Consider the following 12,541-nt stretch of genomic DNA (forward strand, 5'->3'; position numbering starts at 1 on the left):
AGCCTATGCGGTCGCCTTCCCGGGCCCCACCTTCATCCACCGTAGAGGCGTGGCTATAGCGTGAACGACCGCGGAAGCGCCGGTATACGCGTGAGACCGGTGATTACTGTTCAACCATGACGAGCGGATGGAACAGCGTGTCTGGTCCTCACAGCGTTCCCAGCCCCTACGTGGAACTCTCCCGCGACGCCTGGCGCGCGCTCCGGGAGAACACCCCGCTGCCGCTGACACCGGGCGAGCTGGACGCGTTGCGCGGCCTCCGTGACCCGATCGACATCACCGAGGTCGAGGAGGTCTACCTGCCGCTGTCCCGGCTGCTCAACCTGTTCTTCCTGGCCGAGGGCGGCCTGCGGGACACCGTCGGGACGTTTCTGGGGGAACGGGTGGAGCCCACCCCGTTCATCATCGGCGTGGCGGGCAGCGTCGCGGTCGGCAAGTCCACCACGTCCCGGCTGCTGCGGACCCTGCTGGCGCGCTGGCCCGAGCACCCCACCGTGGAACTCGTCACCACCGACAGCTTCCTGTACCCCAACCGGATCCTGACCGAGCGCGGGATCATGGACAGGAAGGGCTTCCCCGAGTCCTACGACCGGCGGGCGCTGGTGCGGTTCGTCTCGTCGATCAAGGCGGGGGCGCCCGAGCACGAGATCCCGGTCTACTCGCACCTGGAGTACGACATCGTCCCGGGCGCGTCGCAGGTGGTGCGGCGCCCCGACATCCTGATCGTGGAGGGCCTCAACGTCCTCCAGGCGCCGCCGCCCGGACAGCTCGGCGTGTCGGACTTCTTCGACTTCTCGATCTATGTCGACGCGCGGGTCGAGGACATCCGCCAATGGTACATCGACCGGCTGTTCGCCCTGCGCCGCACCGCGTTCACCGACCCCCGGTCGTACTTCCACAAGTACGCGCACGAGCTGGACGAGGACGAGACGGCCGCGTTCGCGCAGCGGATCTGGCGGGATGTCAACGAGATCAACCTGGTGTCGAACATCCTGCCGACCAGGGCCCGCGCCACCCTCGTCCTGCACAAGGCCCGCGACCACAGTGTCCAGCGATTTCGGCTCCGGCGGATCTGACCCGTCCTGTCGGGCCCGTGTCCTAGGGTTCCGGGCCATGGACTCCCTTCCCGAGCCTCTGCTCGATCCGCCCTGGAAGAAGGCCGCCAGGCGGGCGCAGCGTGTCGTCCCCGGCCTCGAACCACCGTCCGGCCTGGCCGTCGCCTGGGCGCCGGGGCAGCGGCAGCGGTGGCAGGCGGTATCGGTCTCTCGCTCCACCTACAAGACAACGCGGGCGATGTGGTCCAGCTGGGTCACCGGGTCAACCCGCGCGTCCCCTGGCACGTCCTACGCGCCTCACCGGCCTCACTCGGCGCTGGCCACCGACAGGGAGCGCAGCCGTACCACGGCGAGCAGCGCGCCGGCGACCGTCACCAGCGCCAGCAGCGGGACCGCCACGCCCAGGTCGACCGTCGAGGTGACGTCCGCGGCGCCGGTCAGCGCGTCGGTCACCGACAGCGCCCACTGCTGGACGGACGCCGACCTGGCGCCCGGCGCGAAGTTGCCCAGCAGGCTCTCCCACACCAGCGCGTACAGCAGCCCGACCGTGACGGCGTTCCGGCTGACCACACCGAGCGCCACGAAGATCGCGGCGTAGGCGATGCCGCCCACCAGCACGCCCACCGTGAACGCCGAGGCCAGTCCCTCGGCCGTCCCGATCAGCAGCAGCCCGGCCACCAGGGTCGGCAGCACCGCGAACACCACGACCAGCCCGATCGCCACCGCCAGCTTGGTCAGCACGATCACCTGCCGCGGCACGGGCTTGGTCAGCACGTACATGATCTGGCCGTCGTCGATCTCCGGGCCGATCACCCCGGTCCCCGCGATCAGCGCCAGCAGCGGCAGCAGGGTCATCAGCGCGATGCGCTGCAGGACGGTGACCGACACCTCCATGTCGGCGATCCCGGTGGCGCGCAGGATCCCCGCCAGCACCAGCATCAACGCCGGCAGCCCCAGCAGGATCAGCGCCCGCCGCCGCCCCAGCATCGACCGAAGCGTGATCATCGCGATCGTCGAGTTCATGCTCTCCCCGCCTCGTTCACTGCGCTTCCCGGTCCCCGGCGGCCGTTCATCGGGCCACCAGGTAGGAGAAGACGCTTTCGAGGGACTCGTCGGAGGGCGAGACCTCCCACAGCCGGACGCCGGCGTCGCGGGCCAGCCGTGGCAGGAGCCAGGTGAACCGCTGGAAGTCGACCGCCTCCACGCGCAGGCCCTTCTCGGTGAGCTGGACGCTGCGCGCCGAGCCGTCCGCGATGACGGCGGCGGCCAGCCGGCGGTCGTCGCCGGAGCGCACCATGAAGATGTGCGGGCGGTCCGTCATCAGCCGGCGGATCTTGCGGAAGTCGCCGGAGGCGGCGTGCCGGCCCGCCACGACCACCTCGATGTGCTGGGCCAGCCGCTCCACCTCCTCCAGGATGTGCGAGCTGAACAGGATGGTCCGGCCCTCGGCGGCCATCCGGCGGATCAGCTCCATGAGCTGGAGGCGCTGCCGCGGGTCCATCCCGTTGAACGGCTCGTCCAGCAGCAGCACCGGCGGATCGTGGACCAGGGCGGACGCCATCTTGATCCGCTGCTTCATGCCCTTGGAGTAGCCGCCGATCGTGCGGCCGGCCGCGTAGTCCATCTCCACCAGCGCGATCGCCCGCCGCGCCGCCCCGGCCGGGTCGGGCAGCCTGTGCAGCTTGGCCATCGCCAGGATGAACTGCCACCCGGTGAGGAAGTCGTAGGCGGTCTCACGCTCGGGCACCAGGCCGAGCCGCCGGTAGACGTCCGGGTTCTTCCAGATCGGCGCGCCGTCCAGGGTGACCGTCCCGGACGAGGGGGGCAGGAAGCCGCCCATCATGTGGATCAGCGTCGACTTGCCCGCGCCGTTCGGCCCCAGCAGGCCCGTCACGCCCGGCCCGATCGTCATCGAGATCCCGTTGACCGCCACCACGTTCCCGTACCAGCGGGACACGCCCTCCAGCCGGAGTTCGGCCGTGCCGCCCCCAGGGGAGGGCTTCCGGAAGTTTTGAACGGCCTCGCCGCTGCTCATGAAAGCCCCGCCTTCCGGAACCGCGCGTACAGGACGGCGACCGAGCCGGCCGCCAGGCCCAGGCACATCGCCAGCGCCACCAGTCCGCCGGGCAGCCCGGGCGCGATGGCGATCGAGGAGCTCTGCGCGCCCAGCAGCCGCACCTGGACGATGTCGACCAGGTTGAACGGCGCGAACAGCCCGGCCCAGCCCGCCAGGGACCAGTTGGACTCCATCTCCGCGAGCCCCTGAATGATCGCGACGAAGGCCGCGGTGACCAGGTACACGGCGATGACGGCCGCGACGCCGAACCCGCGGCGTGGCGTGAACGCCGCGACCACCAGCCCGATCGCCCCCAGCACCAGCGCGTACAGGGCGCAGCCGACCAGCGCGGTGAGAAAGCGCACGAGCTGCTCGCCCGGGTCGGGCGCGCTGGTCACCAGGCCGCCCGCGTACAGGACGGTGATCGGCACCGCCATCAGCGCGAACAGCGCCGTCACCATGGCGCCCAGCTTGGCCAGGACGAAGTCCAGATGGCCCACCGGGCGGGAGAAGTACAGCGGGATCACGTGGAAGCGCAGCTCCCGCGAGGCCAGCACCGGCGCCTGGGTGGCCATGAAGATCGCGATGATCGCCTGGAGGGTCGGCGCGTACGAGGCGTAGCGCATCAGCGTCTCCGCCTCCTTGGTGAGCGCGAACGCCGCCACCGAGCCCGCGGCGGGCAACAGCATGATCGCGGCCAGGAGGAACGGCATCACCTTCGCCCGCGCCGGTCGGCCGAGACCGTAGGCGGCCCGCAGGTTGTGCAGGTACAGCGACCGCGTCATGTACGCGCGGCCCAGCCTGCGGCCCTCGTAGTGCCGGTAGCCGATGTCGTGGATCGTGCTGACGCTCATCGCGGAGCCCCCTGAGGCGCGTAGTCCACGGGAGGCGGCGGCGCTCCCCCGCCCTCCGGGCCGGGCGGCCCGGTGGCGAAGACCTCCTCGATGCGGTGCCTGCGCTGCTCCATGCGGACCAGCCGCAGCTCCAGCTCGGCCACGGTGTCGCGGATGAGGTCGTAGGTGGACTCCCCGGCGATGTCGACGAGCAGGAACCGTCCCTCGGGACGCACCGAGAGGCCCGCGTCGTACAGCCGCTGCCCGAGCGCGTCGCGCCCCTCGTCGACCTCGACGGTCAGGACGCCGCTCGCCGTGGTGTACGCCTCGACCGCCTGGGACCGCAGCAGCCGGCCGCCATCGATGATCACCACATGGTCGCAGACGCGTTCGAGCTCGCCCAGCAGGTGGGAGGTGACCAGCACGCTGATGCCGAACTCGGTGCCGATCCTGCGGATCAGGTCGAGCATCTCGTCGCGGCCGGCCGGGTCGAGCCCGTTGGTGGGCTCGTCCAGGAAGATCAGCTGTGGGTCGTGGACGAGGGCCTGCGCCAGCTTGACCCGCTGCCGCATGCCGGTGGAGTAGCCGCCGATGGGACGGTAGCGCTCCTCGTACAGGCCCACGTGCCGCAGCGTGTCGGCGGCGCGCTCGCGGGCGGCGGTCGGCGGCAGCCCGCACATCCGCGCCATGTGGACGACGAACTCGGTGGCCGAGACGTCGGGCGGCAGGCACTCGTACTCGGGCATGAACCCGACCCGCTCCCGGATCGCCTCGCCCTCGCGGGCGATGTCCAGGCCCAGGACGGACGCGCGGCCCGAGGTGGGCGGCAGCAGCCCGAGCAGGATCTTGATGAGCGTGGACTTGCCCGCCCCGTTGGCCCCGACCAGGCCGACGACGCCGGGCTCCACGGCCACGGAGAGGGCGTCCAGCGCGGTCACCCGGGGGAACCGCATCGTCAGCGCGTCGGTCGCGATGATCGGCATGTTATGAACCTAGTCCCCTGCCGGCACCCAGACGTCCCTCTGGAGAGCCATGACGCCTCGGGAACATCCCCTTCCTTCGGAGGAACAGCGTCCATATCCATCGTTGCAGGAGGAGCGTGAGCGTGCCCGCGATGATCATGCCGGCCACGTTGACGCCCAGTTGCAGTAGCGACCCGGTGACCTCGGTGCCGTGCTCCAGCGCCAGCGCCACCCCCAGGTTCCCCGCGGCGGGGACGGTGGTCACCGAGATGAACACGCCCACGAGCGCCGACGACTTGCCCGAGGTCAGCGACAGCACGCCGCCCACGCCCGCCAGCAGCGCCACGATGAACGACCACCGGTCGGGACTGTAGATGAACGCGGTCATGGGACGCGACTCCGGCAGCCGGTCGAACTCGATCACCCCGATCCAGCGGGAGACCAGCGCGCAGACGTAGGTGACCAGGACGGCCAGCATGAACCCGACGACCAGTGTGCGCAAAGCGACCAGGATCCGGCGGCCATGGCCGTGCAGCAGGCCGTAGCAGATCGCGGCGATCGCGCCGAACTCCGGGCCGAGCACCATCGCGCCGACCACCAGCACCGGCGAGTCGATCAGCGCGGCGATCCCGGCCAGTTGCGTGGCCAGCACCAGGAACACCAGGAACGACCAGGTCATCCTGCTGTCGTCCTCGGTGCGCCGCTCCAGTTCCTCCCAGACCACCGCGTCGTCGCCGTGGCCGGGCGCGCGCAGCTCGGCCGCCTCGGCGCCGCTGGACAGCGACAGGTCGATGTGCTCGAACGAGATCGCCCCGTCCCGTTCGATGCCCAGGCCCTGCAACTCCTCGATGACCTCGTTCGCCGACTCGCGCGCGATGTCCGCGGTGACCAGGTCGCCACGGGGGGACCGGGCCGCGCCCGGCAGGACGACGACGTTGGTGGCGCCCGTGCAGCCCGCGAGGACGGCGCAGACCGCGTCGGTACGGTCCTCCGGCACGATCGCTCTCAAGTGCAGCATCCCCACATGGTGCCGCATCGCGGACCGCGCCCCATCAGTAAAGTCCGGCAAAGCGGGGACAATGCGACGGTACAGATGAAGGCGGGTGAAGGCATGCCGTGGCCCAGGGCGACGACGGCCGTCCTGCTGGCACTCGCCACGGGCGTGGCCGGGTGCAGCGTGGAGGTGGGCCTGTCGGACGATCCCTCAGCGGGAGCCGCGTCCCCACGGGTGTCGTCCACCGCGCGTTCGGTCCGCGACCTGGAAAGCCTGCGGGTCGCGACGGAACGGCCCGGCGGCGGCTACGACCGCGACCGCTTCGGCACCCGCTGGAAGGACATCGACCGCAACGGCTGCGACCAGCGCAACGACGTCCTCGCCCGTGACCTGCGGGACGTACGCAAACGCGGGGACTGCGTCGTCGTCGCCGGGACGCTGCACGACCCCTACACGGGCAGGACGATCACCTTCGTCAAGTCCGACGCCGACGAGGTGCAGATCGACCACGTCTACCCGCTCGCGCTGGCCTGGCGGATGGGCGCCTCGGAGTGGGACGAGGACCGCCGCGAACGCTTCGCCAACGACCTCGACAACCTGCTCGCCGTATGGGGCGTCCCCAATCGCCAGAAGGGCGACTCCGGCCCCGGCGAGTGGAAGCCGCGCACGGCGTTCCAGTGCGACTACGCCGCCAGGTACGTCGCGGTCGCCAAGGAGTACGGGCTTCCCGTCACCCGCGCCGACCGCGACGCCCTGCGGGCCTTCACCGAGAGCTGCTGATCATCCGCCGGCGGCGCCGATCACTCGGTGATGTCGAGGCGGCCGACCTTCAGGTGCTTGATCTCGACCGTTCCCGCCTGCAGATGGTGGACGACCGCGCGCTTGACCACCAGCTTGCCGATGGCGACCGCGCCGACGGCCAGCGCTCCCAGCGCCATCGAGCCCAGCGCCAGCGACCCGAAGGCGTTGCCCGCCCGCACCGTGAACCCCGTGGCCGACGCCCCGGTGACCGTCGCCCCGGTCGCCCGCGCCCCCACGCCGCGTTCGGTACGGACCCGCGGCAGCGCCTTGCGCTTGCGCCCTTCCTCGGCTTGCCCGGCCTGCTCGGCCGTCTCGTTCGGCTCGTTCGACTCGCTGCTCATCTGATCACCCTATTCCCGGCTCGTTCCCCGTCAGGCGAGGACGGTACGGACGACCTCGGCCAAGCGGTCGGCGGTCGCGCTGGCCTGCTCCTCCGAGGCGGCCTCCACCATGACGCGGACCATGGGCTCGGTGCCGCTGGGACGGATCAGCACCCGCCCGTTGTCGCCCAGCTCCGCCTCCGCCTCGGCGACGGCCTTGGCCAGCTCCGGGGAGCCGCCCGCACGGGACTTGTCGACGCCCTTCACGTTCACCAGCACCTGCGGCAGCCGGGTCATCACCTTGGCCAGCTCGTCCAGCGGGCGCCCGCTGCGCGCCATCGCCGCGATCAGGTGCAGGCCGGTCAGGACGCCGTCGCCCGTCGTGGCATGGTCCAGCATGATCACGTGGCCGGACTGCTCGCCGCCGAAGACGAACCCGCCCTCCTTCATGGCCTCCAGCACGTACCGGTCGCCCACCGCCGTCTCCACGACGTCGATCCCCGCGCCACGCATCGCGATCTTGAAGCCGAGGTTGGACATCACGGTGGCCACGACGGTCTCACCGGTCAGCCGTCCCGACTCCCGCAGGTCCATCGCCAGGATCGCCATGATCTGGTCGCCGTCCACCGGCTCGCCGTCGGCGGTCACGGCCAGGCAGCGGTCGGCGTCGCCGTCGTTGGCGATGCCCACGTCCGCGCCGTGCTCGCGCACGGCCTTCTGCAGCGCCTCCAGGTGGGTGGATCCGCAGCCCGAGTTGATGTTGAGCCCGTCCGGGGCCGCGCCGATCGCGATCACATCGGCGCCGGCCCGGCGCAGCGCCTCGGGCGCCACGTCGGAGGACGCGCCGTTGGCACAGTCGACCACCACGCGCAACCCGTGCAGCGACACCGGCACCGTGCTCAGCAGGTGCGCCACATACTGCTCGACGGCGCCGTGCGCGTCCCTGACGCGGCCCACCAGGGACCCGGTGGGCGCGTCCCAGTCCTGGCCGAGCGTCCCCTCGATCCTGTCCTCGATCTCGTCCGGCAGCTTGTAGCCGCTGCGGTCGAAGAACTTGATGCCGTTGTCGGGAGCGGGATTGTGCGAGGCCGACAGCATCACGCCGAGGTCGGCGTCCAGTGCGTGGGTGAGGTACGCGACCGCCGGGGTCGGCAGCACCCCCAGCCGCAGCACCTCCACGCCCGCGCTGGCCAGCCCGGCCACCACCGCGGCCTCCAGGAACTCCCCCGAGGCGCGCGGGTCGCGCCCGACCACGGCCACGGGACGATGCCCCTCGAACGCGCCCGCCTCACCCAGGACCCGTGCCGCCGCGACGGACAGGTCCATGGCCAGCGGCGCGGTCAGATCGCGGTTGGCGAGCCCGCGCACCCCATCGGTCCCGAAGAGACGACCCACTGTTCAACTCCCGATACGAACAAGAGACCGCGGGACACCTCCGGAACGCCGGTTCGCCGGATCCACGCGGTCGAGCCCAGAGCGCGCCCCGTCCGGCGCGCGGTCGATCTTGTGCCCGTATCCGCGGCAAGCATGCCCGGTCGTCCCGGACGTCCTGGACGGACGGCGCGCGTCCACGGGTGACCCGACCGCAGGCGCGCGGGTGCGTCGCTTCGCGGTCGTCTGTCATGAAGGCCATGAAAGCAGCCGGACCCGGCCCGCATGGCGCTCTTCGCGTGGCCGGATGCCGCCGTACCGCGTGCAGAGGGCGCACGAGGCGTCCAGAGTGCACAGGGCAGACGGCGCACAGGGTGCACGGGGCGCACGGGCCATGCGGGAGCGGAGAGCGGGCCGGAAAGCGGACGAGCCGCCGCACCCTGCCGCCGGCCATGGGGACCGGCCGCGGAAACGCCATGGGGTGCGGCGGCTCGTACTGCGATCAACGCTTGCTGTACTGCGGAGCCTTACGGGCCTTCTTGAGACCGGCCTTCTTCCGCTCGGGCACCCGCGCGTCGCGGGTGAGGAAGCCGGCCTTCTTCAGCGCCGGGCGGTGCTCGATGTTGGCGAACTGGAGCGCCCGCGCGATGCCCAGCCGCAGCGCGCCGGCCTGGCCGGTGGTGCCACCGCCGTTCACCCGTGCCAGCACGTCGAACTGCCCCTCCAGGCCCAGCAGCACGAACGGCTCGTTCACGATCTGCTGGTGCACCTTGTTGGGGAAGTACTGGTCGAGGGTGCGGCCGTTGATGGTCCATTTGCCCTCGCCGGGGACGATCCGCACCCGGGCGATGGCCTGCTTGCGGCGTCCGGTGCCGGCGGCGGGGCCGGTCGCGACCGGCTGGCCCAGGTAGCCGGTGTCCGCGGCCTCCGGGGTCTCGGTGGTGTACTCCGACGGCGCGTCCTCGTACGAGTCGTACTCGACGCCCTCGGCGGACGTCTCGGCGGCGGGCTCGGTCACGGTTCTCCTTGGGGTCTTCTAGCCAGGGCGGCGGGCCCGGTGTCGTTCGTCGGGTGCCCCGGCGGCCACTGTTTCGAGTCCGGCCGCGCGCTCGCCGGCGCGGGCCGGTGCCACCGCGCGAACGGCGGCGGGATGTCGCTACTGCTTGATCTGGGTGATCTCGAACGGCACGGGCTTCTGCGCCTGGTGCGGGTGGTCCGGACCGGCGTAGACCTTGACCTTGCCGAACATCTTCCGGCCGAGGGAGTTCTTGGGCAGCATGCCCTTGATCGCCTTCTCCACGGCCCGCTCGGGGTGCTTGCGGATCAGGTCGGCGTAGGTCACCGAGCGGAGCCCGCCCGGGTAGCCCGAGTGCCGGTAGGCACGCTTCTGCTCGAGCTTGTTGCCGGACAGCGCCACCTTCTCGGCGTTGACGACGATGACGAAGTCACCGGTGTCGAGATGGGGCGCGTAGATCGGCTTGTGCTTACCCCGAAGCAGCTGCGCGACCTGACTGGCGAGCCGACCCAGCACGACATCGGTCGCGTCGATGACGTACCACTGACGCTGCACGTCAGTGGGCTTTGGGGTGTACGTGCGCACGGTCGTAGCCTTCGTTTCTCGTCGACTTTCTCAGCGGATTCCTGCTCGCGCCGATCAGAGGCTGATCCGACCAGGCGCTCCCGGGAGACCGGTGATCCGGATCCGCGCGAGCCGACGGACAGCCGACGACGGCTGACGACAGCCGACGACGCGGAGGACACCGGCGATTCGCGGCCCGCCCGAGGACAGGCGTCACCGCATACAGCAGTAGGTCAGCATACCCGGCCGCAGGGGCGCTGGGCAAAGTGAGCCGGGCCCGCACCAGGTGATCGTCTTTTTGAGGGATTGCCGGGACGTAAGTGGCCTATCGGGATAAAGTTCGCGCGACCGGTCCATCACGGCGACGCCGGCCAGGCCCTGCCGCACGGCAGGTGCCAACGACGCTGTGCCGACGAGAACCGGGAGCCCCGCCGATGCCGACCTACCCCGCCGGACCCACCGAAACGCACCGTCCCGGCCGCGACCGGGACGACGACCGCCGCCCGTCAGGACACCGCGTCGGCGGCCGCTCCAGAAGGCGGCCGGACCGGCGCTCCGGCCCCAAGCGCGCGCTGACCATCACGGCCGTGGCCGCCGCCTCGGCCCTCGCCGTCGGGACCGGCGTGGCCCTGGATCGGCTCGTCCTCCCCGAGTTGCGGTCCGAGCCCGTCTTCGCGGGACGGGCGGCGCCCGGGAACGCCCCTCCTCCGCCCGGCACCGACCTCGGCACGCGCCGGGACGCGGCCGACGCGGACCCTGTCCCGTCGCCCGGCGAGAGCGCCCTGCCCCTCAAACCCCTCCCGGGCGGTACGAAACGCGCGACCCCGCGTCCGGAGGAGTCGAAGTCCGCGAGTCCGGGCGGCGGGTCGTCCGGCGGCGGCACCCCCCGCGTCGGCGGAGCGACCGTGGCCGAGACCACCGTGGTGACCCTCACCAACAAGGAGCGGGCCAAGGAGGGCTGCTCGCCGCTGCGGATCGACGCGAAGCTCATGCTCGCGGCCAAGCGGCACTCGGCGGACATGGCGGCGCACAACTACTTCGACCACACGTCCCGCAACGGCGACAGCCCGTGGGACCGCATGGAAGCGGCCGGGTACTCCCAGCCCGGGGCCGAGAACATCGCCAAGGGCTACGCCACCCCGGCGGCCGTGGTGCAGGGGTGGATGAACAGCCCCGGGCACCGCGCGAACATCCTCAACTGCAAGCTCCGGGCGATCGGCGTCGGGATGGCCCAAGGCCCCGGCGGCCCCTACTGGACGCAGAATTTCGGCTGGGTCTAGACCCCTGACCGGCGGCATGTGACCTTTCCCAAACCAGCCGCGCTGCGTTCTTCCCCATGTCATGGTGTTGTTCCGTTAGGTCAGCTACCAGACGAAGGGAACGGTAAGGTCCGACCCATGGGTTATCCGGGCGATCAAGGCAAACCGGGCGGCTGGCCGGTCGGGGGAGGCCAGGCGTCCCCCTACGACGCGCCCTGGGAGCAGGACCGGGCCGACCTCACCCAGCCCGCCTCTACGAGCGCGCCCTACCGGACGCCGCAGGGCAACGGCTTCCCCGGCCCGCCCCAAGGCGATGACCCGTACGCGCCGCCGAACGTGCCGTACTCGCCCGGCGGAAGCTTCGGCTCGCCCGGCGGCTTCGGCGACGACACCTACGGCGGCGCGTACGAAGAAGGCCCTGGGATGCCGGGCCCCGCGAGGCAGGCTCCGCCGGGCATGCCCGATCCGAACGGCCCCGACCAGGGCATGCACGGTCCCGGAATGCACGATTCCGGAATGCATGGCCCTGGGATGCCGGAGATGGGGATGCCGGGTCCGGGCGGCGGTGGCATGCCGAGGGAGAGGCGGCGCCTGCCGCTGATCGTCGGGGGTGCGGCGGCGGCCGGGCTGCTGCTCGTCGGTGGCGGCGTGGTGCTCTCCTCGATGCTTCGGGACGACTCGTCGGCCAACGCCGGGAACGCTTCCAACCCCGCGCGGTCACCGGCCGTCAAGGCGTCCCCCACCCAGCCCACCCTGGAGCCGGTCAAGCTCAAGAGCCGCGCGACCGACCCGAGCGCCCTGTCACTGAAGGAGGTGTTCGGCAAGGCCGCGTTCACCGGCTCGGGCAAGAAGTACGTGCGCACCGCCTGGCACATCCACCGCTCCTGCACGGGTGCGGTCGAGGGAGCCAAGCTGTCGGTTGCGATGAAGAGGGGCGGTTGCACGCAGGTGCTGCGCGCCACCTACGCCCGCCGCGACGGGCTGCTGGTCGGGACGGTCGGGGTGTTCAACCTGGAGACCGAGGACGCCGCCAAGGTCGCGCAGCGGGCCGCCACCGCCAAGGACGCCTTCCTGAAGCCGCTGCGCGGCGCCGGATACAGCAAGACGATCGGCAGGGGCGAGGCCCTGGGCACCGCCGAGGCGCGCGGGCACTACCTGGTGATGACCTGGGTGCAGCGCCCGGATGGTAAGAGGGTCGCCACCAAGTACCATTCGGTGGTCTCGACCTTCGGGCAGCACCTCATCCGGGGCAGCGGTCTCAGCTTCGCGCTGCACTACCGCGAGACCGAGGGCAAGCCCTTCCAAAACTGA

13 protein-coding genes are annotated in these 12,541 nt (G+C 71.3%); 4 read left to right on the forward strand and 9 right to left on the reverse strand.

The window, feature by feature from the left end; genetic code table 11:
* Nucleotides 1-116 precede the first annotated feature (116 nt).
* A complete protein-coding gene (coaA, locus tag QSK21_RS07700) occupies nt 117-1,076 on the forward strand; it encodes a type I pantothenate kinase (protein ID WP_285694621.1) in 960 nt (319 codons plus the stop codon).
* A 285-nt stretch (nt 1,077-1,361) separates the two neighbouring features.
* On the opposite strand, the gene QSK21_RS07705 is transcribed toward coaA, so the two are convergent.
* From QSK21_RS07705 to QSK21_RS07725, 5 genes are read right to left on the reverse strand one after another with little or no spacing between them, the layout of a single operon-like run.
* Nucleotides 1,362-2,078 carry an ABC transporter permease gene (locus QSK21_RS07705; protein WP_285694622.1) on the reverse strand — a complete coding sequence of 239 codons (717 nt, stop codon included), beginning with the start codon at nt 2,076-2,078 and terminating at the stop codon, nt 1,362-1,364.
* 46 nt (nt 2,079-2,124) lie between these two features.
* Nucleotides 2,125-3,090: an ABC transporter ATP-binding protein gene (locus QSK21_RS07710; protein ID WP_285694623.1), complete on the reverse strand. Its 966-nt coding sequence runs from the start codon at nt 3,088-3,090 to the stop codon at nt 2,125-2,127.
* Complete coding sequence (locus QSK21_RS07715) at nt 3,087-3,965, reverse strand: ABC transporter permease (RefSeq protein WP_285694624.1); 879 nt, start codon at nt 3,963-3,965, stop codon at nt 3,087-3,089. Before QSK21_RS07715 ends, QSK21_RS07710 begins: the two co-directional genes overlap by 4 nt.
* Nucleotides 3,962-4,927 (reverse strand): ABC transporter ATP-binding protein, encoded by a 966-nt coding sequence (locus tag QSK21_RS07720; protein ID WP_285694625.1) that lies wholly within the window; start codon nt 4,925-4,927, stop codon nt 3,962-3,964. Before QSK21_RS07720 ends, QSK21_RS07715 begins: the two co-directional genes overlap by 4 nt.
* A 1-nt stretch (nt 4,928) precedes the next feature.
* Nucleotides 4,929-5,924, reverse strand: a complete 996-nt coding sequence (locus QSK21_RS07725) for a DUF389 domain-containing protein (protein ID WP_285694626.1) — start codon at nt 5,922-5,924, stop codon at nt 4,929-4,931.
* Between the two features lie 93 nt (nt 5,925-6,017).
* Between QSK21_RS07725 and QSK21_RS07730 the strand changes: the two genes are divergently transcribed.
* Nucleotides 6,018-6,680, forward strand: coding sequence for an HNH endonuclease family protein (locus QSK21_RS07730; RefSeq protein ID WP_285694627.1), 663 nt, complete (start codon nt 6,018-6,020; stop codon nt 6,678-6,680).
* A 20-nt stretch (nt 6,681-6,700) separates the two neighbouring features.
* Here QSK21_RS07730 and QSK21_RS07735 read toward each other — a convergent pair whose 3' ends face one another.
* The 4 genes from QSK21_RS07735 to rplM all read right to left on the reverse strand — a co-directional run bounded on the left by QSK21_RS07735 (nt 6,701) and on the right by rplM (nt 9,992).
* Nucleotides 6,701-7,042: a hypothetical protein gene (locus tag QSK21_RS07735; RefSeq protein WP_285694628.1), complete on the reverse strand. Its 342-nt coding sequence runs from the start codon at nt 7,040-7,042 to the stop codon at nt 6,701-6,703.
* Nucleotides 7,043-7,072: 30 nt separating this feature from the next.
* On the reverse strand, nt 7,073-8,416 hold the full coding sequence (gene glmM, locus QSK21_RS07740) for a phosphoglucosamine mutase (protein ID WP_285694629.1): 1,344 nt from the start codon (nt 8,414-8,416) through the stop codon (nt 7,073-7,075).
* A gap of 478 nt (nt 8,417-8,894) precedes the next feature.
* Entirely contained in the window at nt 8,895-9,410 is a 516-nt protein-coding gene (gene rpsI / locus QSK21_RS07745; protein WP_285694630.1) for a 30S ribosomal protein S9, read from the reverse strand.
* A 138-nt stretch (nt 9,411-9,548) separates the two neighbouring features.
* A complete protein-coding gene (gene rplM / locus QSK21_RS07750; RefSeq protein ID WP_285694631.1) occupies nt 9,549-9,992 on the reverse strand; it encodes a 50S ribosomal protein L13 in 444 nt (147 codons plus the stop codon).
* Between the two features lie 413 nt (nt 9,993-10,405).
* Here rplM and QSK21_RS07755 point away from each other — a divergent pair, with 413 nt between their 5' ends.
* The gene (locus tag QSK21_RS07755) at nt 10,406-11,251 is read left to right on the forward strand and encodes a CAP domain-containing protein (RefSeq protein WP_285694632.1); all 846 of its coding nucleotides are present in this window, start codon (nt 10,406-10,408) and stop codon (nt 11,249-11,251) included.
* Between the two features lie 117 nt (nt 11,252-11,368).
* Nucleotides 11,369-12,541, forward strand: a complete 1,173-nt coding sequence (locus QSK21_RS07760) for a hypothetical protein (protein ID WP_285694633.1) — start codon at nt 11,369-11,371, stop codon at nt 12,539-12,541.

The organism is Actinomadura sp. NBRC 104412 (genome assembly GCF_030269515.1).
Taxonomy (GTDB): Bacteria; Actinomycetota; Actinomycetes; order Streptosporangiales; family Streptosporangiaceae; genus Spirillospora.

Excerpts from the sequence above, each read along its gene's own strand:
- coaA (WP_285694621.1), top strand. The coding sequence starts at position 117 with ATGACGAGCGGATGGAACAGCGTGTCTGGTCCTCACAGCGTTCCCAGC.
- QSK21_RS07705 (WP_285694622.1), bottom strand. The coding sequence starts at position 2,078 with ATGAACTCGACGATCGCGATGATCACGCTTCGGTCGATGCTGGGGCGG.
- QSK21_RS07710 (WP_285694623.1), bottom strand. The coding sequence starts at position 3,090 with ATGAGCAGCGGCGAGGCCGTTCAAAACTTCCGGAAGCCCTCCCCTGGG.
- QSK21_RS07715 (WP_285694624.1), bottom strand. The coding sequence starts at position 3,965 with ATGAGCGTCAGCACGATCCACGACATCGGCTACCGGCACTACGAGGGC.
- QSK21_RS07720 (WP_285694625.1), bottom strand. The coding sequence starts at position 4,927 with ATGCCGATCATCGCGACCGACGCGCTGACGATGCGGTTCCCCCGGGTG.
- QSK21_RS07725 (WP_285694626.1), bottom strand. The coding sequence starts at position 5,924 with ATGCTGCACTTGAGAGCGATCGTGCCGGAGGACCGTACCGACGCGGTC.
- QSK21_RS07730 (WP_285694627.1), top strand. The coding sequence starts at position 6,018 with ATGCCGTGGCCCAGGGCGACGACGGCCGTCCTGCTGGCACTCGCCACG.
- QSK21_RS07735 (WP_285694628.1), bottom strand. The coding sequence starts at position 7,042 with ATGAGCAGCGAGTCGAACGAGCCGAACGAGACGGCCGAGCAGGCCGGG.
- QSK21_RS07755 (WP_285694632.1), top strand. The coding sequence starts at position 10,406 with ATGCCGACCTACCCCGCCGGACCCACCGAAACGCACCGTCCCGGCCGC.
- QSK21_RS07760 (WP_285694633.1), top strand. The coding sequence starts at position 11,369 with ATGGGTTATCCGGGCGATCAAGGCAAACCGGGCGGCTGGCCGGTCGGG.